Origin of the sequence: Agrobacterium tumefaciens str. B6 (assembly GCF_001541315.1) — a bacterium.
GTDB classification, from domain to species: domain Bacteria; phylum Pseudomonadota; class Alphaproteobacteria; order Rhizobiales; family Rhizobiaceae; genus Agrobacterium; species Agrobacterium radiobacter.
Window position 1 is genome coordinate 164,854 of the sequence record NZ_LMVK01000050.1, and the last position, 25,846, is coordinate 190,699.

The 25,846-nt window shown below is 59.8% G+C and carries 26 protein-coding genes; 10 read left to right on the forward strand and 16 right to left on the reverse strand.

Going from position 1 to position 25,846, the window contains the following annotated elements:
- Positions 1-101 precede the first annotated feature (101 nt).
- The 8 genes from ASB65_RS24575 to ASB65_RS24610 all read left to right on the forward strand — a co-directional run bounded on the left by ASB65_RS24575 (position 102) and on the right by ASB65_RS24610 (position 8,317).
- Positions 102-1,079: a substrate-binding domain-containing protein gene (locus ASB65_RS24575; protein WP_060725714.1), complete on the forward strand. Its 978-nt coding sequence runs from the start codon at positions 102-104 to the stop codon at positions 1,077-1,079.
- A gap of 114 nt (positions 1,080-1,193) precedes the next feature.
- A complete protein-coding gene (locus tag ASB65_RS24580) occupies positions 1,194-2,684 on the forward strand; it encodes a sugar ABC transporter ATP-binding protein (RefSeq protein WP_060725715.1) in 1,491 nt (496 codons plus the stop codon).
- Positions 2,677-3,693 (forward strand): ABC transporter permease, encoded by a 1,017-nt coding sequence (locus ASB65_RS24585; protein ID WP_060725649.1) that lies wholly within the window; start codon positions 2,677-2,679, stop codon positions 3,691-3,693. Before ASB65_RS24580 ends, ASB65_RS24585 begins: the two co-directional genes overlap by 8 nt.
- Complete coding sequence (locus tag ASB65_RS24590) at positions 3,690-4,685, forward strand: ABC transporter permease (RefSeq protein ID WP_060725650.1); 996 nt, start codon at positions 3,690-3,692, stop codon at positions 4,683-4,685. Before ASB65_RS24585 ends, ASB65_RS24590 begins: the two co-directional genes overlap by 4 nt.
- Before the next feature lies 1 nt (position 4,686).
- Positions 4,687-5,535, forward strand: coding sequence for a sugar phosphate isomerase/epimerase family protein (locus ASB65_RS24595; protein WP_060725651.1), 849 nt, complete (start codon positions 4,687-4,689; stop codon positions 5,533-5,535).
- A 26-nt stretch (positions 5,536-5,561) separates the two neighbouring features.
- Positions 5,562-6,227 (forward strand): nucleoside triphosphate hydrolase, encoded by a 666-nt coding sequence (locus tag ASB65_RS24600; RefSeq protein WP_060725652.1) that lies wholly within the window; start codon positions 5,562-5,564, stop codon positions 6,225-6,227.
- A gap of 65 nt (positions 6,228-6,292) precedes the next feature.
- On the forward strand, positions 6,293-7,162 hold the full coding sequence (locus ASB65_RS24605) for a sugar phosphate isomerase/epimerase family protein (protein WP_060725653.1): 870 nt from the start codon (positions 6,293-6,295) through the stop codon (positions 7,160-7,162).
- A 159-nt stretch (positions 7,163-7,321) separates the two neighbouring features.
- Complete coding sequence (locus ASB65_RS24610) at positions 7,322-8,317, forward strand: hypothetical protein (RefSeq protein WP_060725654.1); 996 nt, start codon at positions 7,322-7,324, stop codon at positions 8,315-8,317.
- A gap of 26 nt (positions 8,318-8,343) precedes the next feature.
- Here the strand turns inward: ASB65_RS24610 and ehuA are convergent, their stop codons facing one another.
- From ehuA to ASB65_RS24665, 11 genes are all read right to left on the reverse strand, one after another.
- Positions 8,344-9,123 (reverse strand): ectoine/hydroxyectoine ABC transporter ATP-binding protein EhuA, encoded by a 780-nt coding sequence (gene ehuA, locus ASB65_RS24615; protein ID WP_060725655.1) that lies wholly within the window; start codon positions 9,121-9,123, stop codon positions 8,344-8,346.
- Positions 9,120-9,812 (reverse strand): ectoine/hydroxyectoine ABC transporter permease subunit EhuD, encoded by a 693-nt coding sequence (ehuD, locus tag ASB65_RS24620; protein WP_060725656.1) that lies wholly within the window; start codon positions 9,810-9,812, stop codon positions 9,120-9,122. Before ehuD ends, ehuA begins: the two co-directional genes overlap by 4 nt.
- Positions 9,813-9,824: 12 nt before the next feature.
- Entirely contained in the window at positions 9,825-10,490 is a 666-nt protein-coding gene (ehuC, locus tag ASB65_RS24625) for an ectoine/hydroxyectoine ABC transporter permease subunit EhuC (RefSeq protein ID WP_060725657.1), read from the reverse strand.
- A gap of 61 nt (positions 10,491-10,551) precedes the next feature.
- Positions 10,552-11,403: an ectoine/hydroxyectoine ABC transporter substrate-binding protein EhuB gene (gene ehuB / locus ASB65_RS24630; RefSeq protein WP_060725658.1), complete on the reverse strand. Its 852-nt coding sequence runs from the start codon at positions 11,401-11,403 to the stop codon at positions 10,552-10,554.
- Positions 11,404-11,464: 61 nt separating this feature from the next.
- The gene (gene doeB / locus ASB65_RS24635; protein ID WP_060725659.1) at positions 11,465-12,478 is read right to left on the reverse strand and encodes a N(2)-acetyl-L-2,4-diaminobutanoate deacetylase DoeB; all 1,014 of its coding nucleotides are present in this window, start codon (positions 12,476-12,478) and stop codon (positions 11,465-11,467) included.
- A gap of 4 nt (positions 12,479-12,482) precedes the next feature.
- Positions 12,483-13,661 (reverse strand): ectoine hydrolase DoeA, encoded by a 1,179-nt coding sequence (doeA, locus tag ASB65_RS24640; RefSeq protein ID WP_060725660.1) that lies wholly within the window; start codon positions 13,659-13,661, stop codon positions 12,483-12,485.
- On the reverse strand, positions 13,658-14,671 hold the full coding sequence (gene eutC, locus ASB65_RS24645; RefSeq protein ID WP_060725661.1) for an ectoine utilization protein EutC: 1,014 nt from the start codon (positions 14,669-14,671) through the stop codon (positions 13,658-13,660). The genes doeA and eutC overlap by 4 nt, the downstream gene beginning before the upstream one ends.
- Entirely contained in the window at positions 14,668-15,687 is a 1,020-nt protein-coding gene (eutB, locus tag ASB65_RS24650; protein WP_060725662.1) for a hydroxyectoine utilization dehydratase EutB, read from the reverse strand. The genes eutC and eutB overlap by 4 nt, the downstream gene beginning before the upstream one ends.
- Before the next feature lie 68 nt (positions 15,688-15,755).
- Entirely contained in the window at positions 15,756-17,204 is a 1,449-nt protein-coding gene (locus ASB65_RS24655) for a PLP-dependent aminotransferase family protein (protein ID WP_060725663.1), read from the reverse strand.
- A 169-nt stretch (positions 17,205-17,373) separates the two neighbouring features.
- Positions 17,374-18,777, reverse strand: coding sequence for an aspartate aminotransferase family protein (locus ASB65_RS24660; protein WP_060725664.1), 1,404 nt, complete (start codon positions 18,775-18,777; stop codon positions 17,374-17,376).
- Between the two features lie 13 nt (positions 18,778-18,790).
- Positions 18,791-20,269, reverse strand: coding sequence for an NAD-dependent succinate-semialdehyde dehydrogenase (locus ASB65_RS24665; protein WP_060725665.1), 1,479 nt, complete (start codon positions 20,267-20,269; stop codon positions 18,791-18,793).
- Between the two features lie 121 nt (positions 20,270-20,390).
- On the opposite strand from ASB65_RS24665, the gene ASB65_RS24670 reads away from it, so the two are divergent.
- Entirely contained in the window at positions 20,391-20,858 is a 468-nt protein-coding gene (locus ASB65_RS24670; RefSeq protein ID WP_060725666.1) for an Lrp/AsnC family transcriptional regulator, read from the forward strand.
- Between the two features lie 18 nt (positions 20,859-20,876).
- On the opposite strand, the gene ASB65_RS24675 is transcribed toward ASB65_RS24670, so the two are convergent.
- From ASB65_RS24675 to ASB65_RS24695, 5 genes are all read right to left on the reverse strand, one after another.
- Positions 20,877-21,290 carry a curlin gene (locus ASB65_RS24675; RefSeq protein ID WP_060725667.1) on the reverse strand — a complete coding sequence of 138 codons (414 nt, stop codon included), beginning with the start codon at positions 21,288-21,290 and terminating at the stop codon, positions 20,877-20,879.
- A 167-nt stretch (positions 21,291-21,457) separates the two neighbouring features.
- Positions 21,458-21,856, reverse strand: a complete 399-nt coding sequence (csgH, locus tag ASB65_RS24680) for a curli-like amyloid fiber formation chaperone CsgH (RefSeq protein WP_060725668.1) — start codon at positions 21,854-21,856, stop codon at positions 21,458-21,460.
- A 60-nt stretch (positions 21,857-21,916) separates the two neighbouring features.
- Positions 21,917-22,354, reverse strand: a complete 438-nt coding sequence (locus ASB65_RS24685) for a curlin (protein ID WP_060725669.1) — start codon at positions 22,352-22,354, stop codon at positions 21,917-21,919.
- 106 nt (positions 22,355-22,460) lie between these two features.
- Positions 22,461-23,177, reverse strand: coding sequence for a siderophore-interacting protein (locus ASB65_RS24690; RefSeq protein ID WP_162266798.1), 717 nt, complete (start codon positions 23,175-23,177; stop codon positions 22,461-22,463).
- A gap of 74 nt (positions 23,178-23,251) precedes the next feature.
- Positions 23,252-24,694, reverse strand: coding sequence for an MFS transporter (locus ASB65_RS24695; RefSeq protein WP_060725716.1), 1,443 nt, complete (start codon positions 24,692-24,694; stop codon positions 23,252-23,254).
- Between the two features lie 139 nt (positions 24,695-24,833).
- Here ASB65_RS24695 and ASB65_RS24700 point away from each other — a divergent pair, with 139 nt between their 5' ends.
- Positions 24,834-25,763: a LysR family transcriptional regulator gene (locus ASB65_RS24700; RefSeq protein ID WP_080868647.1), complete on the forward strand. Its 930-nt coding sequence runs from the start codon at positions 24,834-24,836 to the stop codon at positions 25,761-25,763.
- Positions 25,764-25,846: the final 83 nt, after the last annotated feature.

Sequence of the window (25,846 nt, forward strand, 5' to 3'; positions counted from 1 at the left end):
CAAGGGAGAGTCTCGAATAAGCGAGATGAGAAATTTTGAACGCGCCAGATGAAAAATGGCTGCGGCGGGTTTCGTTTGCCGATTTTTTGAGGAGGAACATCATGAAGAAAATTATTGCTGCAGCGGTCGGTCTGTCGCTCGCACTGCTCTCATCCGCCGCCTTTGCCGAAGGGCCGAAGGTTGGCGTCGTGGTCAAGATCGGTGGCATTCCGTGGTTCAACGCCATGGAGGCCGGTATCAAGGAACAGAGCAAGAAGCTCGGCGTTGATGGTTTCATGGTCGGCCCGACCAGCGCCGACCCGGCCCTGCAGGTCCGCGCCATTGAAGACCTGATCGCCCAGAAGGTCGATGTCATCGGCGTGGTGCCCAATGATGCAAAAGTGCTGGAGCCGGTGCTGAAAAAAGCCCAGGCCGCCGGCATCAAGGTCATCACCCATGAATCGCCCAAGCAGCTCGGCGCCGACTGGGATTTCGAGCTCGCCTCCGCCAAGGGCTTCGGTGAAGCGCATGGCAAGCTTCTGGCGGAAAAGATGGGTGGCAAGGGCTCCTATGCCGTTTTCGTCGGTTCGCTCACGGTTCCGCTCCATAACGCCTGGGCTGATGCCGCCATCGCCTATATCAAGGCCAATTATCCCGACATGAAGCTGGTCGGCGATCGTTACGGTGTCGCTGAAGACCTCGACAAGAGCCGCTCGACGGCGCTTGACCTGATGTCGGCCAATGCCGATCTCAAGGGCTTCCTCGCCTTCGGTTCGCAGGGGCCGATCGGTGCCGGACGCGCCGTCGAAGAGCGGCGCAAGGATGGTAAGGTCTTCGTCATCGGCCCGTTCTCGCCAGGGCAGGGCGCAAAGCTGATCAAGTCAGGCGCGCTGACGGGTGGCTTCATGTGGAACCCGAAACAGGCCGGTGAAGTCTTCATCACGCTCGCCGACCGTATCGCCAAGGGCGAGACACCGAAGGCCGGCGACAATATCGAAGGTCTCGGCACCATCAATCCTGAAGGTAACACCATCGTCGTCGACCAGCTTTTGAAGATCGACAGGGAAAGCATCGACAAGCTCGTTTCCATGGGCCTCTGATCCTCCCCAAGGCCAAGGGCGTCGCGCGGGTGCGATACGCGCGCGACGCCTCATCTGGAAAAACATGCCGAGCGCCACGTAGTGTTTTCGCGGCGGAAGGAGATTTACGTTATCATGAGCGCAGAACCGCTCCTGTCCCTCAAAAATGTCAAAGTTACCTTCGGCGGCGTCCGCGCGCTGAAGGGTGTTTCTTTCGAGGTCAATCCGGGTGAAGTGCATTGCCTTGCCGGCGAAAACGGCTGTGGCAAGAGCACGTTGATCAAGGTCATAACAGGCGTTTACACGCCCGAAAGCGATGCCGAACTCTATTTCGACGGCAAGCCGATAACCGCGATGACCCCGACGCTTGCGCAATCGCTTGGCATTCAGGTGATCTGGCAGGATCTGGCGCTGTTTGATGAAATGACTGTGGCTGAAAATATCGGCTTTCAGTACGCGGTAAACGGAAAATACGGGCTGGTCGACAAGCGCGCCATCGAACAGGCTGCCGAAAAGGCGCTGGCCCGGCTCGGCGTCGAGATCGATCTCGACAAGCCGCTCAAGGAGCTGCCCATCGCCCAGCGCCAGATCGTGGCGATTGCGCGCGCGCTGGTCGGGAAAGCGCGGCTCGTTTTCATGGATGAACCGACCGCGTCGCTCACGCAGTCCGAAACCGATTATCTGATCGACATCGTCCGCAACCTCTCTGCCTCGGGTGTGGCGGTCGTCTTCGTCTCGCATCGCCTTGCGGAAGTGCTGGAGATTTCAGACCGCATCACCGTTCTGCGGGATGGATCGCTTGTCGGCGTCTTTCCCGTTGAAGGCATGACCCAGTCACGGGTTACCGAACTGATGACCGGCCGCAATTTCGACAGCGCCGTCATCGCCGCCGATCACGACGACAAACCTGTTGTTCTCTCGGTGCGCGGGCTGAGCCGGGCCGGCGAATTTGAAGATGTTTCGTTCGATCTGCGGCGGGGAGAAACGCTCGGCATAACCGGTCTCTTGGGAGCCGGCCGTACGGAACTGGCCTTGACCCTGTTCGGCATGCATCGGGCGCAATCGGGTGAAATTCTCATCGATGGAAAGAAGGTGGATTTCCATTCCAACCGCGATGCGATCCGGGCGGGCGTCGCCTATCTTTCCGAGGACCGGCTCTCGCTTGGTCTGAACCAGCCGCAGTCCATTGCCGATAATCTCGTCACGGCCTCTCTCGACCGCTTGCTGAGCGGCGGCCTGATCTCTCCGTCGAAAAAGGCGGATGTCGTTTCCCGCTGGATTTCGGCGCTCGGCGTCAGGATCGGATTGCCGGAAGATCCGATCCGCACGCTTTCAGGCGGCAACCAGCAGCGTGTGGCGATTGCCAAGTGGCTGGCGATCGGGCCGAAAATCCTCATCCTCGACGCGCCGACCGTGGGTGTCGATGTCGGCGCCCGCGCCGGCATCTTCGAAATCGTCCGCAAGCTCGCCGCAGAAGGTCTCTCGATCATCGTGATCTCTGACGAGCCGCCGGAAGTCTATTTCAACACCGACAGGGTCATCCACATGGTCGAAGGCCGGTTCCACGCCACCTATGATCCGCGACGCCTGTCGCTTACCGAACTGGAGTCCGCCATCTATGCGTAGGCTCATCCTTGGACATACGACCGAATTCACCCTGCTTGTGGTCATGGTGCTGCTCTGCACGGGACTGTCCTTCGCGACCGACCGGTTCCTCACCATCTCCAATGCCTTCGATGTGCTGAATGTCTCGGCGGTCAACATCATCTTCGCGGTCGGCCTGCTCGTGGTGCTGATCTCTGGTGGTATCGACATCTCCTTCGCGGTCGCGGCCTCCGTCGTCCAATATGTGACGGTGCTGGCGCTTAATGCGCTCGGCGGCGGCAACTGGGCGGAGGGTTTCATCATTGCCGGGGCCGTTGGCCTCGGTCTCGGCTTCGTCAATGCCTTCCTCGTCTGGCGGCTCAACATCATTTCCATCGTCGCGACCATCTCCACCTTCAACATCTTCTTCGGGCTGTTGATGTTCTTCACCAAGGGCGTGTCGATCTACGACCTGCCGGAGTGGCTGTCGACGCGCGTGGTGTTTTACGAGCGTGAGATGCCTGATAGTTCCTGGGTCGAGCTGACGCTGCCCGTTGTCGTCATGATCCTCTGCTGTGTCGCCACCTGGTTCATGATTTCGCGCACCACCGTCGGGCGCAAACTTTATGCCTTCGGCGACAATCCGGAAGGCGCTCGCCGCTTCGGCATCAATATCGGCGCCATGCATTACATTTCTTTCGGCTGGCTCGGCCTGATGGCGGGCATTGCCGGGCTCATGCAGGCGCATTATGCGCAGGAGGTGGTGCCGAACGCGCTTTATGGTCGCGAGCTGGATGTTCTCGCCGCAACCGTGCTTGGCGGCGCGCGGCTCGGCGGCGGCAAGGGTTCGGTCATCGGCTGCGTGCTCGGGGTGCTGATGGTGTCGATCACCCAGAACGGCCTCAACCTGATGGGGGTATCTCCCTTTGCCTTCAAGATGATCGTCGGTGCCATCATTCTCATCGCCATCACGCTCTCTTCCACCCGGTTCGACAAGCTTCTGCCGAGCGCCTTACGGACATCCGCACAGAAGGGGAGCGCCCAGCGATGAGCAGCCTTGTCAGGAAATTCAACGCGATCTTCGGTGCCGATATGGCCGGGCCGGTCATTGCCTTCATCGCGGTCATGCTCATCTTTGGAACGCTGGCGAACAATTTTCTTTCGCTCGGGACATTCGGTTCGGTCGCCTTCCAGCTTCCGGAGCTTGGCCTGCTGACACTGGCGATGCTGCTGCCGCTTCTGACGGGCGGTATCAATCTTTCCGTCACCTTCGCCGCCAATCTGTCAGGTCTTGCTGCGGCCTGGGTGCTGCAGGCCCATGGCGGGGTGGATGCGCCACCGAGCGCATTTTTGCTGGCCTGCCTTGCCGCACTTGTCACCGGCGGGGCTGCCGGTGCCATGACGGGGGCGGCGATCGCTTACACCCGCGCCCATCCGATCCTTGTGACGTTGTCCATGATGATCTTCCTGCGTGGGCTGGGTGAGTTTCTCACTCGTGGTGGGGATGTCTCGGGTTTTCCCGCCTATATGGCGCCGCTTGGCCACGGCACGCTTCTCGGTCTGCCGATCCCGCTTCTGATCTTCATCGTCTGCGTCGGGCTCTGGCATGTGCTGCTGACGCGCACCAAGCTTGGCTTCGGCCTGTTGATGATCGGCTCGAACATCGAGGCCGCGCGTTATTCCGGCCTCAATACGCGCAAGATTCAGGTTCTCGTTTACACGCTCTCGGGTCTGATGTGTGCGGTTGCCGGCATCATCATGCTTGCCCGTTTCAATTCCGTCCGTGTCGGCCACGGGGAATCCTATCTGCTGATCACGGTGCTGGCGGCATTCCTCGGCGGCATCAATCCGTTCGGCGGTTTCGGTCGGGTGCTGCCGGTTTTCGTCGCGCTCATCGTTCTCCAACTCGTGTCGTCGGGCCTCAATCTTCTCGGCGCCAACCAGCATCTGGCAACGGCGCTCTGGGGTGTACTGATGATTGTCGTCATGGCGGCGCGCGGCCTGTTTTCAAGTTACTTCGCATCTCTCAGAAAGAAGGTATGACGTGAAAGGCTTCGGTGTTCACGCAATGATGTGGTCTCTGAAATGGGACCACGAAAACGCCAGACGGTCCATTGCCGCTGCGGCGGATTACGGTCAGGATTTCATCGAGATTCCGCTCATCGATATCCTCTCCGTCGATGCAAAATTCACGCGCGGTTTGCTGGAGAAGTACCGTCTGCGCGCCGTCTGTTCGCTCGTGCTGCCGGAGCCCGCCTGGGCGTCTGTACGTCCCGACGCGGCAATCGACCATCTGAACGCCGCGCTCGACAAGGCTGCAGAAATAGGTGCGGAAGCGCTGACGGGGGTCACCTATGGCGGCACCAATGAGCGAACCGGATTTCCCCCGACACAGGGTGAATATGACAACCTGACAAGGGCGCTTTCGCGGGCTGCCGGCCACGCGAAAACGCTCGGCCTGCAATTCGGCATCGAGACCGTGAACCGCTACGAGAACCATCTGCTCAATTCCGCCGAACAGGCGGTGGCGGTGGTCGAACGTATCGGTGCCGATAACATCTTTATCCATCTCGATACCTTCCACATGAACATGGAGGAAAAGGGTATCGCAAACGGCATCATCACCGCCCGCAACCACCTGAAATACATGCATATGTCGGAAAGCGACCGCGGCACGCCGGGGTTTGGCAACGTTGCCTGGGACGAAGTGTTTTCCGCACTCGCCGCCATCGGTTTCAAGGGCGTGCTGACGCTCGAAAGTTTTGTCGCGATGCCGAAGGACATGGCGGGCGCGATTTCGACCTGGCGGCCGGTTGCGCCCAGCGCTGACGAGGTTCTCGACAAGGGCCTGGCATTCCTGCGCGACAAGGCGAACCAGTACCGGATTTTCTGACAGTACCCATTATCGAGGCGAGCACCTTGAACACTATTGACGATAACGCCCGTGAAATTGCGGGCCTGACCCTCAAGCGTCTTGCCGGCGCCAATGGGCGGCGTGTGATGATTGCGATCGCCGGTGCGCCCGGATCGGGAAAGTCCACCATTGCCGAGCATGTGGTTGACGTCTTGAACGCAGGCGAAAGCGTGTCTGCAGCGCTCTTTCCGATGGATGGCTTTCATTATGACGATGCCGTGCTGGAAGAGATGAAGCGCCGTCCCTTCAAGGGCGCAATCGATACCTTCGATGCTCACGGCTTGCGCCACATGCTTGAGCGCCTGAAGGCCAATGAGGACGATGTCGTCGCTGTCCCAGTCTTTGATCGCGCGATTGAAATTGCCCGCGCAGGCGGCCGTCTCATCCCGCAATCCGTCGATGTCATCGTCTGTGAGGGCAATTATCTCCTTGCCAGCCAGTCGCCCTGGGACCGTCTCAAACAGATTTTTGACCTGACTGTCTTTGTCGATGTCGATGAGGACGACCTGCGTGCACGGCTGAGAGAGCGTTGGCGCAGTTTTGGCCTCGGTGAAGACGAGATCAATCGCAAGGTTGAAGAGAACGACCTTCCGAACGGCCGGTTCATCATTTCCGCGAACACAGAGCCGGATCTTCATATCGGAAATCCGGGAAGCAAGCCGACTTCCTGAAGCCGGCTGAACCGCTGTCCCGCCCAAATTCAAATTCAGCGAAACAGAAAGCGAAAGAGATCCCCATGAAACACGGCATCTATTATTCTTACTGGGAACATGAATGGAGCGCCAAGTTCGGCCCCTATATCGAGAAGGTCGCCAAGCTCGGTTTCGATATCATCGAAGTCGCCGCCCACCACATCAATGAATATAGCGATGCCGAGCTCGCCGTGATCAGGCAGAGCGCGAAGGATAACGGCATCATCCTCACCGCCGGCATCGGCCCGTCGAAAACCAAAAACCTGTCGTCCGAGGATGCTGCCGTGCGCGCAGCCGGCAAGGCATTTTTTGAGCAGACGCTCGCCAATGTCGCCAAGCTCGATATCCACACAATCGGCGGCGCGTTGCATTCCTATTGGCCGATCGACTATTCGCAGCCGGTCGACAAGGCAGGTGATTATGCGCGCGGCGTCGAGGGCATCAATGGCATTGCCGATGTCGCCAATGATCTCGGCATCAACCTTTGCATCGAAGTCCTCAACCGCTTTGAAAATCATGTGCTCAACACGGCGGCCGAAGGCGTCGCCTTCGTCAAGGATGTCGGCAAGAACAATGTGAAGGTCATGCTGGATACCTTCCACATGAATATCGAGGAAGACAGTTTTGGCGAAGCCATCCGCACGGCCGGCCCGCTTCTCGGTCATTTCCACACCGGTGAGAGCAATCGCCGCGTACCGGGCAAGGGCAGGATGCCCTGGCACGAAATTGGCCTGGCCCTTCGCGATATCAATTACACCGGTGCCGTTGTCATGGAGCCCTTTGTCAAGACCGGCGGTACGATCGGCTCTGACATCAAGGTGTGGCGCGATCTCAGCGGCGGCGCCGATGTCGCGAAAATGGACGAGGACGCCCGCAATGCCCTGGCATTCTCCCGTTTCGTCCTTGGCGGCTGATACGCCATAAGCGCGTTGACCGGGCGGCCGCCATCCGTCGCCCGGACAACCACCGCTATGTCCGTCCGCCATCGCCGAGTTGAAATGACAGCCGCTTGTGGGCTAAAGCACTGATGTCTCTTCAGGATCAAAACGATCCGCCCAGGACCATTGGTTTGCATGATCCCTGTCGCATTGCCCTCCGTCGAAGCGCTGCTTCTCCTTGCCTTCTTTCTCGTCACGACCCTTGTGTGGGTCGTCTGGACGTTGTTGCTGTTCGTCCGATACGTGAGCGGCCGCTGGAAGCGCCCGATGATCCTGCCTTACGGGCTGGTGACCGCCGTTGCGCTTTTCACGTTCTTTCGGTTCGGTGATTTTTATCTGCAGATGAGTGCTTACGACAGGGAAAGAGCGGCAAGCTATCGGCCGGAACTCTCCGAGCCGGCGCGCCTTGGCGGGATCGATATGCCCAAGGGTACGAAACTTGAACTGGCCATTGCCGATAGCAGGCAGGCCTTCAACCGGGCCGTGTTTCCGCATCCGGTGCGGATCGCTGATATCGATGCCATCGAGATCGCCCGTTATATCGCGATAAAGACCAATGAGAATTACGAAACGATCGGCTTTACCCCTGGCAACATGCGCATAACCGGCAATGGAGTGACCACCCAGAGCGGCTGGCGCTGCGACGCGACGCAGCCGGTTGAGTTCGATCTCTTGCCCGATGGCGGCATTTCCGCCTTCAGCAAATGCATTCTCGCCGATGGCAATGTTGTCGACGGTATCAGCCTGCCGCAAGGCACGTCCCTGCGTGCCTCCACCGGTAATGTCTACACCGACGGCTTTGTCGATTCAGACAGATGGGTTCTCGACACGCCGCAGGAGCAGACCGTTCACATCGACAGTTTCGATCTTTCGGAAGTAACGCTTGCCCTTGATGGCAACCAAAAACTCCACGAAATCAGCAGAGGTGTCCTGTCAAAAGATGCAACGCTCGGAACGCTTCACCATGCCGCCGGAACCAATATTCGTTATAATGCCCGGCATCTTCGCAACGGCTATCCCGGCGCATGGTTGATAATCCCGCTTCTGCCTGCCCCCGATGCTCTACCGGTTCCGTCGCATGATATTGTGCAGGGCAGGGACGGAAAGGTTCTGTCCACCTCTGCGGATTGATTGCATGAGGGAGGGGCAACCAAAATTCATCGCAAGACGGAAGCGAGAAATTCGCGTGTACGGTCTTCTTTCGGCTGGCCAAAAATCTCGTCCGGTTTTCCCTGTTCGCAGATACGGCCTTTGTCAAAGAAACAGACGCGGTCCGATACTTCCCGGGCAAAGCGCATTTCGTGGGTGACGAGAAGCATCGTCAGATCATGCTCATGGGCCAGATCGCGGATGACGGACAGGACTTCCCCCACCAGTTGCGGATCCAGCGCCGAGGTCGGCTCATCGAAAAGCAGGACACGCGGACGCATGGCGAGCGAGCGGGCAATGGCGACACGCTGCTGTTGCCCACCGGAAAGCTGCACCGGATAATGGTCCTTCTTGTCCGCCAGCCCGACCATCTTCAGCAAGTCGATTGCGCGCGCTTCCGCCTCCGCGCGGCCGATGCCCAAAACCCGAACCGGCGCCTCCACGATGTTGCGGAGCACCGTCATATGCGGAAAGAGATTGAAGCTCTGGAAAACCATGCCGACATGATTTCGGATCTGCCGCAGATGCTTTTCCGAGGCCTTGAAAGGGCCTTTGCCTCCTTGCTCATGGTAGGACATGTCGGCAAGGGTCAGCCTTCCCTCCTGGAACGGTTCCAGCGTCATGAGAATACGCAGAACCGTCGACTTGCCGGAGCCGGACGGACCGATGAGGGTGACTTTTTCGCCCTTTGCCACGTTGAAATTGAACTGGTCGAGTACCGTCAAAATGCCGAAGCGCTTCGTGACATCGGAAAATTCGATCAGTGGCTGATTGGTGTTGTTTGTCATCGCAAGGGTATTCCTGCTTTTGGAAGCGCCCTTTGCAGGCGGCTGAGGCCTGCCGAGCAGATTATTGTCAGAAGGAGGAAGATCAGGCCGACAAGCGTCAGCGGCACCAGATATTCGAAGGTGCGTTCGCCGATCATATTGGCAAGCCCCATCATCTCGAGAACGGTGACGACGGAAAGCACCGGCGTTTCCTTGATCATGGCGACAAGATAGTTGCCCATCGCCGGAACGATGCGCGGGATCGCCTGGGGAATGATGATGTCGCGATAGGTCTGCATAGGCGTCAGGTTCAGCGCCGTTGCCGCTTCCCACTGGCCGTGGTGCACCGCCTCTATGCCGCCGCGATAGACCTCGGAAGTATAGGCGGCATATTGCAGGCCAAGTGCTAACGCGCCGGTCAGAAAAGCGGGCAGAACGATGCCGAAATCCGGAAGCACGTAATAAAGGAAGAAGAGCTGCACCAGAAGCGGCGTATCGCGAAGGAACTCGACAATCAGCGCGGTGGGCCAGGAGATCGTCTTGACGCGGCTGCGGCGCAGCAGCGCAAAGACAAGCCCCAGAACCAGCGCGATCGCAAAGCCTGCGGCGGCCGCTTTCAGCGTTACCGTCAGGCCAATCAGGATGATGGGCAGGATCGAGGTTGTGTAGGTGAGCCAGGTGGTCGTGTCCCATTCGTAACCATACATCATGACAGGATATCCTTACGAATGGCGGGTGCGCGGGAAGACGTTGCCGCGCCGCACGAAGTGCTCGATCACCCGGATGACGACCATGAGGATCAGGGACATCGCGAAATAGCAAAGCAGCGTGATCGAATAGATGCTGGCGCTATCCAGCGTCAGGTTGCGGATCGACTGCGCCGCGAAGGTGAGGTCGGCAATGGAGATCAGTGACACGAGCGAGGAAAGCTTCAGCGTCTCGATCGCCAGATTGCCGAATGCCGGCATCATCTCAACAACGGCCTGCGGCAGCGAGATGCGAAAGAGCGTCTGCAGGCGTGTAAAATTCAGCGCTCTTGCTGCCTCCAGCTGCTGCACTGAGCCTGAAGACAGCGCGCCGCGAACGATTTCCGCGCCATAACCGCCGGCGTGGGCGGCAAGCACCAGCACACCCGTGGTGATCGGATCAAAACTCAACCCAACCAGCGGCAGGGCGTAATAGAACCAGAAAAGCTGCACCAGCAGCGAGGTGCCGCGAAACACTTCCGTGTAACAGAGCGCGATGGCCGACAGGATCGGTCCTCCCTCGACGCGCAGAATGCCAAAGAAGAAGGCGAGAGCCGTGCCGACGACAAGGGCTGCCAGCGTGATCGTCATGGTGACGACGGCGCCTTGCCACAACATCGGCAGGTAAGCGGTCATGTCCATCTGGAGTTTTCCCGAGTTCTTGATGAACGGCGCCCGGATATGCCCCGGGCGCCGGCTGGCATTATTTGCCGGCGCAGAGATCGGCGACCTTCTTTTCGGCCGCTGCAGCGATACTCTGTTCGGAGAGGCCGTATTTGGCGAGGATTTTCTTGTAGTCCTCGGTCTTGCGGAATTCGACGAGCGCCGCGTTGAAGGCGTCACGCAACTCCTTGTCTTCCGGCCGGAAAGCAAAGCCGCCGTAATTGCGCACCGGCGCATCCTTCACAACGGGATCGACGAAGGGCTTGACCTGCTCGACATTGGCCTGACCCTTGGCGAGTTCCGAAACCGTGAGCTCCGTGGCGGCATAGGCGTCGGCGCGGCTCTGTACGGTCGGAATGGCGTCGGCGTTGGCAGGGATGAACACGATCTGCTCTTCCTTGACGCCGACTGCGCGCAGGAAATCGACGTTGTTTGCGCCGGAAACAACGGCGACCTTCAATGAGGGGTCCTTGGCGATATCGGCGTAGGTGGTAAGCTTTTTCGGATTTCCTTTCTTCACCAGCAGGCCTTCGCCATAGGACGAGTTCGGTTCGGTGAAGGCAACCTGCTTGCAGCGCTCGGGTGAGATGTTCTGTTCGGCGGCGGCAAAATCGAAGCGACGTGCCTTCAGGCCGGGGATCAGCGTGCCGAATGGCGTCACCGTCCAGTTGACCTCTTCGATGCCCATCGATTTCAGGACAGCATTCGCCACATCCGGGCCGATGCCGGCGGAGGTGCCGTCGGGCTGCATGTAGGAATAGGGCACTTCATTGGCCGTTGCGGCACGGATATAGCCCTGGCTCTTGACGTCTTCGACAGTCAAGGCGCTGGCCGCCGTCATGCCAATGGTGAGAGCGAGGGCGGAAAGCCCGGCAATTCTGGTCATACGCATGTTCTTACTCCTCTGGTTGGGTTGCGTGGTCCGTTTTCGGATCTCACGATGGTTCTTCTGGTTAGGTATTCTCCGTGACCGTGGCGATGACGGAAAGGCAGTCTCCGGCCTTGATGAGGCCGGGAACGTGACGGGCGGCAAGCACGCCATTGATGGAAGCGCGGTAATCAACCGGCGCAAGACCGGTTTTTCCAATGGGATAAACCAGGGCGACCGTTTCACCTGCCATAACCGCGTCTCCCAGATCGCGGACAAAGGCGACGAGCCCGTCGTCCTCGGCAAAGGTGAAACAATCGCTGGAGGGCATGTCCAGCCAGCGGCTTGGCGTCGCCACCGGTGCGCCGGCGAGGATGCCGGCATGGCAGAGCAGATTGACAATGCCTTTGCGGGCGATGTCGATCGATTTCGCGCTCGCCGTCCCCGCGCCGCCGAGCTCGGTGGTGACAAAGACCTTGCCCAATTCCTCAACGGTCGTGTCGAGCATGCCGACGGCGTCAATCTCCAGCATCTTCATCGAATAGGGCGCGGCAAAAGCCGCCACCGCTTCAAAACACCGGGCCTCCTGCGTTTTGTCGGATAATTCGTGAGCTGCGGCATAGGGCAGGAAATCAAGCGTCCTGCCGCCGGAATGAAAATCGAGAACGATATCCGCAAGCGGTATCAGATGGCGGGTGACATAATCGGCAATCTTCTCCGTCACCGTGCCGTCAGGGCGGCCGGGAAAGCTGCGGTTCAGGTTTCCCCGGTCGATCGGCGAGGTGCGCGTTCCCGCGCGAAAGGCGGGATAGTTGAGTGCCGGCACGATGATGATGCGGCCGCTTACCTCTTCCGGATCGAGTTTATGGGCGAGTTCGAACAGGGCGGCCGGCCCCTCATATTCGTCGCCATGATTGGCTCCGGTCAAAAGCGCCGTCGGCCCCTCGCCATTGGCGATGACGCAGATCGGGATCATCACCGAACCCCAGGCGCTGTCATCGCGGCTGTATGGCAGGCGCAGATGACCGTGCTGCACGCCCTTCGCATCGAAATCGACGGAGGGTGTGATGGGTGAGGGGCGTAGCGCGGTGCTCAACATCGTCTCAGCCTTTCACGAAGAGTTGCCGCGGCACATTGGAAAGGCATTCGACACCGGTTTCGGTGATTGCGATGCTTTCGGTGATTTCGAGTCCCATGTCCTCCAGCCAGAGGCCGGTCATGAAATGGAACGTCATGCCGGGCTTCAGCTCGGTGCGGTCGCCCGGCCGCAGGCTCATGGTGCGCTCGCCCCAATCGGGCGGATAGGAAAGGCCGATCGGATAACCGGTGCGGTTGTCCTTGATGATCCCGTATTTTTTCAGCACGGCGAAAAACGCATTGGCGATGTCTTCGCAGGTGTTGCCCGGCTTCGCTGCGGAAAGACCGGCCTCCATGCCCTCAAGCGTTGCCTTCTCCGCATCGAGAAACGCCTGCGTCGGCTTGCCGAGAAAGACGGTGCGCGATAGCGGGCAGTGGTAACGCCGGTAAGCGCCGGCGATTTCGAAGAAGGTGCCTTCTCCCAAGCGCATCGGCTTGTCGTCCCATGTCAGATGCGGTGCGGATGCGTCTGCGCCCGAGGGAAGGAGGGGCACGATGGCGGGATAGTCTCCACCGAACTCGGCGGTGCCACGAATGCCGGCATCGTATATTTCGGCCACGAGGTCGCATTTGCGCATGCCCGGTTCAACCACGTCGACGATACGTTTGTGCATCAGTTCGACGATCTTGCCTGCCTTGCGCATATAATCGAGTTCGGTCGGGCTTTTGACCGCGCGCTGCCAGTTTGCGAGACCGGCGGCATCCCTGAAACGGGCGTTCGGCAGATGTTTCTGCAGCGATGCGAAGGCGGCGGCCGAGAAATAATAATTGTCCATCTCGACGCCGACCGTCAGGCCGGACCATCCCCTCTCCTGGATGATCTCGGACAGCAGGTCCATCGGGTGCCGTTCTGTGGATTGAACGTAGTGGTCCGGGTAACCGATGATGTTGTCATGGGCGAGATACGCCGTGCGCCTGGCGCCATTGGCGTCCTGCTTGCGTCCGTACCAGATCGGCTCGCCATCCGGCGGCACCAGCACGCATTGATGCACGTAGAAGGACCAGCCGTCATAACCGGTCAGCCAATGCATGTTGGACGGGTCGGTCACAATGAGAAGATCGATCCCGGCCTTGTCCATGGCATTGCGGGTTTTAGACAGGCGCGCGGCATATTCCTCGCGCGTAAAGTTCAGCGTTACGCTCACGCTGCGTCTCCCATTTTTATGGCGTTTTCGATGATTTGGCCGCTCTTGGCCTCCTTTGCGCGTGCAAAGGCGAGATTGGCGATGGCCGTGTCCTGCACCCCGGTGCCCGTGAGATCGGCAAAGGTGATGTCTTTGGTCGAAACACGACCCGGCAGCCTGCCGGCAATGACGTCCCCAAGTTCGGCGAAGTGCTGATCCGACGCGGCGCGCCCGGCGGCGATGGCGTGATGCAACTCACCGAGAATACGGGTTTGCGAGAGCCGGTCCGCGACGTATCGCGCCCTGCCGAATACGGTCGGATCGATCTCGTTCTTGTGTTCGGCGTCCGACCCCATGGCGGTCAGATGCTGACCTTCTTCCAGCCAGTCGGCAAGAAGGATCGGCTTTTCGGCCGGTGTGGTGGTCACGATGATATCGGCGCCGCGAATGGCTGTCTGCGGATCGGCCACGGCGGTCACCTCAATGCCGTATTCCCGGGCCAAATCGCCCGAAAGTCTCCCAGCCTTGTCATGGTCGCGCGCCCAGATTCGCGCAGACCGGATCGGGCGCACCAGCATCAGGGCTTCGAGTTGCAGACGGGCCTGCATGCCGGCTCCGAAGAGGGCGACGACGGAAGCATCTTTGCGGGCGAGATGTCGTGCCGCGACTGCGCCTGCTGCTGCGGTGCGCACATCGGTGAGATAGCCATTGTCGAGGAGAAGGGCCTGCACCAGCCCGGTTTTCGCGCTGAAGAGGATCATCAGGCCGTTCAGGCTTGGCAGACCAAGCTTCGGATTATCGAAGAAACCGGGGCTGACCTTGATGGCGAAACCGTCAAAGCCCGGCACATAAGCCGTCTTGACATCCACCTCGCCGCGAAACTCAGGAATATCGAGGCGCAGGATCGGCGGCATGGCGACAGTCCCCGTGGCGAGAGCCGCAAAGGCCCGCTCCACGCAATCGACTGCGGAAAGATCCAGCTTGACGATGGCGCGCAGGTCTTTTTCCGTCAGGATGGTAACGTGGCTCATGCGGCTCCCCCGTCGATGATCCTCTTGTGAACCGCCGGATCGATGTTCCCGCCCGAAACGATGATGGCGGTCGGGCCGGTGATGTCGATCTTGCCGGAGAGGATGGCTGCGAAACCAACGGCCGCCGCGCCCTCCACCGTCAACCCTTCTTTCTGTGCGGCGTGGCAAATGCCGGCCGCGATTTCGTCCTCCGAGACCAGCACGATGTCATCGAGCAGTTCGCGGCACAGCGCGAAGGTCACGCGGTTCGCCAGACCAATCCCGCCGCCAAGCGAATCCGCCAGGGTTTCTTCTTCCTTGACAGAGATCGGTCGGCCGGCGGCGACCGACGCGTGCATGGCTGCGCCCCGCTCCATGGAGATGCCGATGACCCGGGCCTGCGGTTTCAGCGCCTTGACAGCAACGGCAATGCCGCCCGCAAGGCCTCCGCCTGAGAGAGGGATGAGTACAGCGGACAGATCGGGCATATCCTCGATAATCTCGATGCCGATCGTCCCTTGGCCTGCCACGACGTCTGGATCATCAAAAGGCGGGATCGCAGTCAGGCCGTTGCTTGCGGTCAGGCGCTCCACTTCCTCCTGCGCGTTATCCTGGGACATGCCGATGATCCGGATATCTGCGCCGAGCGCACGGATGGCTTCGACCTTGTTCGCCGGCACGAGTGCCGACATGCAGATCGTGGCGGGAATTTCGAGCTTGCGCGCCGCAAAAGCAACCGCGCGGCCATGATTGCCGGTGGAGGCGGTGACGAGGCCGCGTCTGCGCGCACCGTCATCAAGCGAAAGGACGGCGTTCATTGCGCCGCGCAGTTTGAAGGCGCCGATGGGCTGCAGCGTCTCCAGCTTGAGATGAACGGGGTGACCGCAGCGTTCCGACAGATTGTCCGAGTAAACCAGCGGGGTGCGTTCCACCTGTCCTGCAAGCCGCGATGCAGCCTGCCTGATCGCGGCCAGCGAGACCGGAAGCGGATTTTTTCCAGCGGATATGGACAGGTTTTCGCTCTTCATGATTGTCATGTTGAGAGCGAACTAAAATCATGTCAATTATTATATTGTAATGATTCAATGATTTTCAACCGGCCGCTTCAGCCGATTGAACCGATATCGTAGACGGGCGGCAATTGCTCGAAGGCCTGGCGCACGGTCGTCAACGCCTTGACAAGGGCGGGATGATTGAGACGGCCACCGAGGCAAATGCGGATGCCGCCGCCATGGCCCGGGCCGGCAACGAACGGTTCCGAAGGGGTGACTGCGACGTTCTGGTTTGTCAGCGAGCGCACCAGTCCATCCTCTGTCCAGCGTGTGGGAACCTTCAGCCAGGCGCAAAAGGAGAGGGGATGGGTCGAGGCGATATGGTCGCCCAATATCTCCGTCGCAATCTTCTGCCGTGCGCGTGCTTCGGTGCGCTGCACGTCCAGCAGACGCCGCGCGGTGCCGTTTTCCACCCAGCGGGTGGCGATTTCGGCCGTCAGATAGGTTCCGCTCCAGCTCGACACACGAAGGATCGAGGCGGCGCGGATGGAGTAGGCAGGAGGCACGACGAGATAACCGACGCGCAGCCCGGTCAGCACCGTCTTGGTAAAGCTGGTGACGAAAAAGCCGAGATCGGGCAGCATTTCCGCGATGGATGGCAGATCATCCTCTATCATCGGTCGATAGACCTCGTCTTCGATGACAAAGACCCCATGCCGCTCCGCAACTGCGGCTATGGCCCGTCTGCGCTCTGCGCCTGAGACATGTCCGGTCGGATTATTGAGCGTTGGAATAAGCACGAGAGCCCTGACGCCGCCTGCTTCACAGGCAGCCTCCAGTGCGTCCGGCAGAATGCCCTCCTCGTCGGTGGGCAGGCCCTTGAGGCTGAACCCCAGGATGTTCGACAGGCCGATAATGCCGTGATCGGTGAGGTTTTCGCAGAGAACCACGTCGTTCGAGCGGACAATGCAGCTCAAGGCAAGGAAAATACCGTGTGCTGCGCCGTTGGTGACAAGGATGCGTTCGGCCCTCGCAGTCACGCCCATCATTTCAAGCCATGTCCGTGCGGTTTCACGATGGCTGTCGAGACCCGCGACCGGCCGGCATGGGCGCATGAAGCCTGAATTGTCACCGTCGGCCAACTCACGAAGGATGGCGCGCGAGGCGGCTTCGTGTTCCTCCAGATAAACGCCGCGGATGATGGAGAGATCAAGCACTTCGGTCGGGCTGTGATCAAGCATCATGCGGCCGGCACGATCCGTGACGCGCGCCTTGACGAACGTGCCGCGGCCGATTTCGCCGCTGAGATAACCGAGCCGCTCAGCCTCCTTGTAGGACAGGCTGACGGTCTGTACTGAAAGGCCAAGCTCGCGCGCCAGATCCCGGTGGGTCGGCATGCGATCCATCGGCTTCAGGACGCCGGCGTCGATATCGGCAATGATGCGTTCCGTCAGCACGGAATGTTTCGTTTCGCCTTTCTGCTTGGTCAGCATCGGCCGCCACGCCACCGGCCTGGTTGATGGCGCCGGATCGGGGCTAAGCGGATTGGCTTGACGACGCATGAAATTGTCTCGTTTTTAGAGGGGTAATTTCATGACATTATGCACGCTTCTGCAAAAAGATGAAGCCTTATGCAGAGGAGATGACACTTGCACCGCAAATAGGCGCAACTGTCATCTCTTTGCCGTGCAGATGAGCAGCGGTAGTGCCCGTGAACGCGACGTCTGAGGGTCAGATTTTCTCGCCGGCCTGAACCAGATCATCCATGACGCTGCGGACGGCTGCTTCGGCTATGGCGATGATCTCGTCCACCTCTTCCCGGGTCGTGACCAGCGGCGGCGCAAAACCCAGAATGTCGCCATGTGGCATGGCCCGTGCGATGAGACCGCCGTTGCGCGCTGCCTTGGAAACGCGAGCGCCCACCGTGAGATGGGGGGCGAAACGGGCCTTCTTTTCCCGATCAGCGACGAATTCGATTGCGCCCATCAGGCCGACACCACGCACCTCTCCAACGATTGGAAGCTGCGCGAATTTCGCCTTCAGCTGCTCCTGGAAATAGCTGCCGACGGCCCGCGCATTGCCCGGCAGGTTTTCTTTTTCCACGATGTCGAGCACGGCATTCGCCGCAGCCGCACCGATCGGGTGGCCGGAATAGGTGTAGCCATGGGAAAATGCGCCGACGCGATCCGCCCCTTCCTCCATCACCTTGTAGACCTTCTCGCCGACAATCGCGCCTGAAAGGGGGAAGTAGGCCGAGGTCAACCCTTTGGCGACCGTGATCAGGTCTGGCTCGATCCCGTAATGTTGTGAACCGAACATGGAGCCGGTCCGGCCGAAGCCGGTGATGACCTCATCGGCAATCAGCAGGACATCGTATTTTTTGAGGACGGCCTGTATCGCCGGCCAGTAACCTTCCGGCGGCGGCGTGATGCCGCCGGTGCCGAGGACAGGTTCGGCAATGAAGGCGCCGATCGTGTCCGGGTCTTCGCGTAGAATGAGCTCTTCCAGCTCTTCGGCGCGCCGCCTGGAAAATTCGAGTTCCGTTTCGCCGGCTTCCGCGCCCCAATAGTGATGCGGAACACCGGTATGGAGGATGCCTGCGCGCGGAAGGTCCATATGGTCATGATAAAAACTCATGCCGGTCATGGAGCCCGAGACCACGCTGCAGCCGTGATATCCCCGTTCGCGGGAGATGATTTTCTTCTTCTGCGGCTTGCCGCGCAGATTGTTGTAATACCAGACGAGTTTGGCCTGGGTCTCGTTGGCATCGGAACCGGACATGCCATAAAACACCTTGCTCATCTTGCCGGGCGCCATCTTCACCAACCGGTCGGAAAGAATGGCCAGTTCGTCCGTCGTATGGGCGGCGTAGGAATGGTAATATGCAAGCCGGTAGGCCTGACGGGAAATGGCCTCGGCCACCTCGGTGCGGCCATAACCGACATTGACGCAATAAAGCCCCGCAAAGCCATCGATAAGCTGCCGGCCATGGGCGTCCTGAATGCGGATGCCCTTGCCGGTTTCAACGATGGTCGGTTCGCCGAGTTTGCCGCTGGCGAAATCCTTCAACTGCGTAAAGGGATGCAGAACCGCATTTCGATCCATTTCCGAGATAGTCTTGATGTCGATGGTCATAGGCGAGTTCCTTTCATGCAGCCAGATTACCGAAGCAGACATATTTGGGTTCGAGATATTCCATGAGGCCGTGGCGCGAGCCCTCGCGGCCGAGGCCTGATTGTTTCCAGCCGCCGAATGGAATGGGCGCGCCGGTGAATTTCGGTGTGTTGACCGCCACCATGCCGTATTCGAGCTGGTCGGTCAGGCGCATCGCCCGCCCGAGATCGTTGGTGTAGACGTAGGCTGCAAGCCCCATCTCCGTCGCATTGGCGCGGCGGATCACCTCCTGCTCCTCATCGAAGGGCAATATGGCGGCGACCGGACCGAAAGTTTCTTCGCAGGCGATCAGCATGTCGTCAGTCACGTCGGCGAGCACGGTGGGCGTGACAAAATTGCCGCCGAGCGGACTGTCCTGTCCGCCGCAGACGAGGCGCGCGCCGGCAGACTGAGCCTGCGCGATCTGCTGTCGGCACTTTTCGGCGACAGAGGGGCGTGTCATCGGACCAATGTCGATACCGGGTTCAAGGCCATGGCCAACCGTCAGTTTGGCGGTTGCGCTGGCAAAGCGATCAATGAAACGGTCATAAAGCCCGCGTTGAACATAGATGCGGTTCGCCGCGAGGCAGTCCTGTCCCGATGTGGCGAATTTGGCGGCAAGGCAGCCCTTCACGGCTTGAGCGAGATTCGCATCGCCGAAGACGATGAAGGGCGCATGACCGCCGAGTTCCAGCGAGGCTTTCTTGATGGTCGCCGCCGATTGCGTGAGGAGCAGGCGTCCAACCTCGGTGGAGCCGGTGAAGGAAAAAGCCCGCACCTGCGTGTGTTCCAGCAACCGACGAGCAAGCGGCGCGGCTTCACCGGGCAGAACCTGCAACACGCCTGCCGGCATGCCCGCTTCCTGCGCCAGCCTTGCCAGGGCCAGCGCCGAAAGCGGTGTTTCGGGCGCCGGTTTGACGATCATCGTGCAGCCGGCAGCAAGCGCCGCGCCCGCTTTGCGGGTGATCATGGCTGAGGGGAAATTCCACGGTGTGATGGCCACCGTGACGCCGATCGGCTGCATCCGCACGGAAAGATTGCCGCCTTTAAGGTGGCTTGGAATTGTTTCGCCATAGGATCTCTCGCCTTCGCTCGCAAACCAGTCGAGAAAACCGGCGGCGTAGGAAATTTCGCCGAGCGATTCCGACAGCGGCTTTCCCTGTTCGGCGCTGATGATGGTGGCGAGGTCACGGAGATTGTCGCGCATCAGGCGGCCCCATGCGCGCAGAATATCGCCGCGTTCGACGGGCAGCATGTCCCGCCACGCCAAAAAGGCGCTGCCGGCTGCTTCCACTGCGGTATCGACATCGTCAATTGTGCAGGAGGACACATCAAGCAGATGATCACCACTTGCCGGATCGACAACGCCCAGAGTCTTCTGGTGCGCCACCCATTGACCGCCAAGAAAGGCACGATGCTCGATCAGCTCCGGTCGTTGAAGATTTTTCAGCGCTGCGCTGGCGATAGCTTTCATGAGCAGGTTCCCTTTTTATTTGGCAGAAGCTTAACTGCGCTGCATGATTGACCGGCAGCGTTTAAGCGCGCTTTGACGCAGGAATAATGCTTAGTTTTATATAAAAACGCAGGGATCCCGCATGAATGAGATTGACCGAGCCGACCGAGCGCTGCTTGACGCCGTGCAGAAAAACAATCGCCTGACATCGGAAGAGCTGGCCAAAATCGTCAACCTGTCACCAACCGCCTGCCAGCGTCGGTTAAAGCGCCTGCGTGATGAGGGGGTGATCGAAGCCGACGTGGCAATTATTTCGCCCAAGGCCGTCGGGCGTGGCATCACCATGATCGTTCTCGTCTCGCTGGAGCGAGAAAGGGCCGATATTGTCGATCGCTTCAAGGCCGCCATTCGCGCCACGCGGGAGGTCATGATCGGTTATTATGTGACTGGTGATGCCGACTTCATCCTGGTGATCACGGCCAAGGACATGGAAGACTATGAAGCCTTCACACGCCGGTTCTTCTACGAGAACCATGATATCAAGGGGTTCAAGACGATGGTCGTCATGGACCGCGTGAAGGCGGGATTCGCCTTTCCGATCGACCCATGATCGGACGGACCGCCTTTCTTACCAGCCATAGCTGAAGGTCAGTCCGCTGCCGTTATTCCCATCCTGCACCACATTGGTGTCCGTGTTGCGGCCGTACTGGATGATGCCATAGGCATTGTTGTTGCCATTCTGCTGCAGCGTTGCGGAATGGCCGGTGCCGCGTTGCCGGATAAAGCCGAGATTGCCGCCGCCGTTCTGGGCGATGCCGGCGGCGTTGCCGCGGCCGAGTTGGCGGATATCGGCATCTTTCAGGCCACGGTAGAGCGAATAGGCGCGAAGACCTGTCGAAAGCAGATCGCCATCGGCGGTATTGCCGGGTGCGAGGTCGAAGGAGATGCGGCCGCCGGCATGGGCGGGTGCGGCAAATCCAAGGGGTGCGAGCCCACCAGCAAGCAGGGTAACGGTAAGAAGTTTCAATATGTTGCGGGTCATTCTGATCTCCATCTGTCAGCGCCTTGCCGATGATCCATAATCGCATCCCGCAACTGAACCCGACCGGAATTGCCCATTCACATGTCGTTCAGTCGTTCGGCACGATCAAAAGAAAAGGGCACCCTAAGCGGCGCCCTTTCTGGGGTAATTCACAAGCATGCCGCAGCTTAGTCGCTGCCAACCTGCTTCGTGCAGCTGAAGCTCCTGCCATCGATCACCATATCGAGCACCGCCTTGTAGCGGGCTCCCTTGGCATCGAGCGTCACCGCGCTCAGCAGTTGCGAACGTCCGGCGGCAGCACCAAAGTCGCCGCCCTGGTTGATGACCGAACGTCCGCGGCTTCCGGATGTTTCGACGTGAAAGGCGTAGGTCCCGTCGGCAGGTGTGTCGACCCCGACAAAGGCCTCGAGCTTCACCATGCCCGCCTGCGGCGTTGCCCTGATCTCGCAGACCTTTCCCTCTGCCGGTTCCCTTGCGGTCGAGATGGCCGCAACGGCGCCGGCGGGAAGCAGTGCCAGTGCAAGGATCGCCGCCAGGCGGCGCGGATGTCTGACGCTATGGGGCATGGCTCGTCTCCCTGATGATCTGATGTTTCGATCTCGACCGGTTTCACGTCATTCGGCCCGTTAGGGGCAGGCCTGAACGAAGGCCGCGACATTGTCGTTGCCGCCCTGGCTCACATTGGCGCTGCAGCCGCGGCCCACCTGCACGCCGGCTGCGATATTGCCGTTGCCGTCCTGCGTCAGGATGGTGGTGTGGTTTGAACCGAACTGGCCGATGCCGGCCACGTTGCGGCTGCCGTTCTGATAGGTGGAGCCGTAATTGTCGTGCCCCTCCTGGCCGACAGCCGAAAGATTATGCCGGCCATACTGGTGACCGACAATCCGGTTGTAGCCGCCGTTCTGGTAGGTGCGGATCCGGTTGCCATAGCCTTCCTGTGCACCACCGGCAGAGTTGGACCAGCCATATTGTTCAATGCGCACATCATTGGCCATGGCGGGTGCCGTGGCGGCGATGCCGACGAGAGCGACGAGTGCACTTGCAATGAAAGAATTCCGGATCATGACTGTGTCTCCTCAGGCGGATAAGACCGCGGTTGAACGTCTTTGTTTTAGACGGTCCCGTCGGAACGGAAGCTGAAGGCATTATTCAGTCGGGGTTCATTGGCAGTCACCGCTCATCGCCTTCGGCATCACGGAAATCTGTCTCGCCGCTCTTCCAGTACCCTGAGACGGTGATTCGATTGCGATCGAACTGCTGATCGATCTGGAAATGGCGTCGCACCGTTCTCACGACCGTAGACTCTGCTGCGAACCAGACCTCGCTCTGTCCCCGCGGCAGACTGGCAGCCGTCATCGCTTCCTGAAGAGCCGTGCCTGTTCCGGCAGGCGATCCATTGCGGGGTAACCACGTGATATCGGCATCCGCCATCGTGACGATCGTTTGAATGTCACGCCTGTCCGGGATTTCAATAAAGGCCATCACCTTGATCCCGGCGGGCAAGTCTTCAAGGATCGCGCCGATCGCGGGCAGCGCCGTTTCGTCACCACCGATCAGAAGGTGGGTCACATCAGGGGTAAGGCTGAAGCCGCCGCGCGGCCCGGCGAGCTGGATGACATCCCCGATCCGGACCCGCTCCGCCCAGGAAGAACACGGACCATCACCATGCAGAACGAAGTCGATATCCATCTCGGCATCGCCTTTGTAATAATAGCGGATCGTATAGGCCCTACCGCTTGGCTTTTCGCTTTCAGGTGTCGGGACAAACAGTTTGACCCATTGCGCCGGCCGGCGGACCGGGAAACCTTCTAGCGCGTTTGATCCCACGGTTATCCGCTTCATATGCGGGGTAACGAGATGCACCTCGCGCACCGCCGCAACAAGCAATCTGCGTTCGGGCGGGATTGGACGTCCAAGGTTGTTATTGTCGTGTTTCATTTTCTTTTCTTTCGCGGAGTCGTTCAGGCGGCGCTGCGGCGACGAAGAGTGGACAGAGCCAGAAGGAAAGCTGCTGCGGCCATCAGCGTGGCGATCTGGAATGAGAGGCGCATGCCTGATGTGATCGCCTCCGGGCTGGCCGTGGCGGCGTCGCCAACTGCGTATGAAAAGATTGCCCCCATCAAAGAAGCGCCGGTGATGAGGCCGAGATTTCGGGCGAGCGCCAGCAGGCCGGAGACGAACCCGCGTTGCTCGGGCCGTGCATTGGCCATCACTGCCACGTTGTTTGGCGTCTGGAAGAAGGCAAGGCCAATGCTGATCATCAGGATCGCGGCGATATAGGTCGTTACGCCGCCTGTTGCAGTCACCCACGACATCACGAAGCTGCCAATGGTGAAGAGAGCAAGCCCGATCACCATCGTAATCTTCGCGCCGATCCGGTCAGCGATGAAACCTGCAGGAACGCCCATCAGAGCCGCAGCGAGCGGACCGGCGGTCATGACCAGGCCGACAGATCGAGTATTCAGCCCAAGCGCCTTCGACAGGAAAAACGGTCCCAGCACCAGCGTCGCCATCATCACCGCATAAACCAGAACACTCATGGTCATGCTGGTGGAAAGAAGAAGGTTGCGAAACATGGAGAGCCCCAAAAGCGGTGCTTTCGCCTTCACCTGAACGCCGAGGAACAACGAAAGACCAATGAGGGCGCCGAAGGCCAGCTGGATAACCAGCGTATCGCCAAATCCCCGCGTGCCGGAAAAGGTCATCGCCAGCGAATAGGCACCGAGCGTCGCCGCCAGCAGCACCGTACCCAGCCAGTCGAAGCGCGCAGCGGGAGCGGAATGTTTTGGCGTATCAACGGACGCCGGCAGGTAGCGGCTCACCAGCAGGTAGGCGAGGATGCCGAAAGGAAGGTTCAGCCAGAACATCGCCTGCCAGCCGAAGGCGGCAAGCGCCAGCGAGCCAAGCGACGGCCCCAGCGCTATACCGAAGGACACCATAGTCGAGAGCACACCCATGGCAAAGCCGGTGCGTTCCCTCGGAAAGACCTCGCCGATAAAGGCAAAGGACAGAGCCATGATGATCGCGCCGCCAAGCCCCTGCGCCACGCGCCCGGCGATCAGCAGCGGGAGTGTGGATGAGAGGGCGCAAATGATCGATGCGACCATGAAGATGGCCAATCCCCAGAGATAGAGCCGCTTTTTGCCGAGCTGATCCCCGAAGCGGCCGACGCCGACGATGAGCGCGGTGACGACAAGCAGATAGCTGACGACCACCCATTGGACCGCGCCGAAGCTTGTCGAAAAGCTCGTGACCAGTGTCGGCAAGGCGACGTTGACGATGTTGGTGCCGAGCTGTGAAAGGAGGATGGCCAATGAAAGGCCGGCAAGGACAAGGCCGGATCTGACCGGCCGGTGATGGGCCGCATGGCCTGAAGCGGTTAGGGCGATGGTGTGTGATGACATGTTCATTCCAATCGAAAAATGCTCCTTGGAGCCGTTGATTTTCGATCGTTGATAGCCTCCGACATTTGTTGCATACAGTGCAATGTAGCTAAGTTATAAGTGCATAAGGTGCACTCCATGGTGGGCTGCGGATACGGATATGAGCGAGAAGATCAGAACCCCGATCGACATGAATCTTCTGGTCACCCTCGACACGCTTCTGTCAGAGGGAAGTGTTGCGGGGGCCGCCCAGCGTCTGAACCTCTCCGCTCCGGCGATGAGCCGACAGCTGGGCCGTATCCGCCACCTGCTCGGCGATCCGGTTCTGGTGCGGGCGGGACGCGGCCTCGTGCCGACGCCAAGGGCCGAAGCCCTAAGGGAACGTCTGCGCCGGGTCGTGGTGGACGCGGAAGAGATCGTGCGCGGCGAAGGCGAGATCGATCCCGCACAGATCGACCGGACCTTCGTCATTCGCGCCAATGACGGCTTTGTCGCAACTTACGGCGCCGCAATTGCCACTGCAGTTTCTGCCGATGCGCCCAAAGCCCGGATGCGTTTTGCCCCGCAGGGCGAGGAGGATGTGGAATCCCTGCGCGAGGGTAGGGTCGATCTCGACATCGGCGTGATCGGCGCGATGGGGCCGGAGGTTCGGCTGCAGGCGCTATTTCACGATCGCTATGTTGCGGTTGTTCGAAAAGACCACCCCATCATTGCAAGCGCTGTGACGCTGGCCGGTTTTACGACCTATCCGCATATTTCCATCTCGCGACGGGGTCGCTTCGAGGGCCCGATCGACAAGGCGCTCGCCGCCCTCGGTCATGCCCGCACCGTTAGCCTGGCCGTGGCAAGCTTTGCCGATGCGTTGGAAATCGTTCGAGCGAGTGACCACATCACCACCATGCCGGATCGCCTGACAAAGGTCGCACGGCGCGATCTGGCCTCCTTTACCATGCCGGTGGAGACGGACGCGCTCGCCATCTCCCAGGCATGGCACCCGCGTTTCGATGCCGACCCCACCCACAGATGGCTTCGCTCGCTTGTTCGCGAGATTTGTACGAAATCGGCAGCACGGTCTGTTCTGCCTTTGTGAATACGGACAAAACATTCTTTCATGGGCTCTCCGGCGTAAGCAGGTCTACGCCTTGAATATCGCCATAAAATACGTTTCGACGC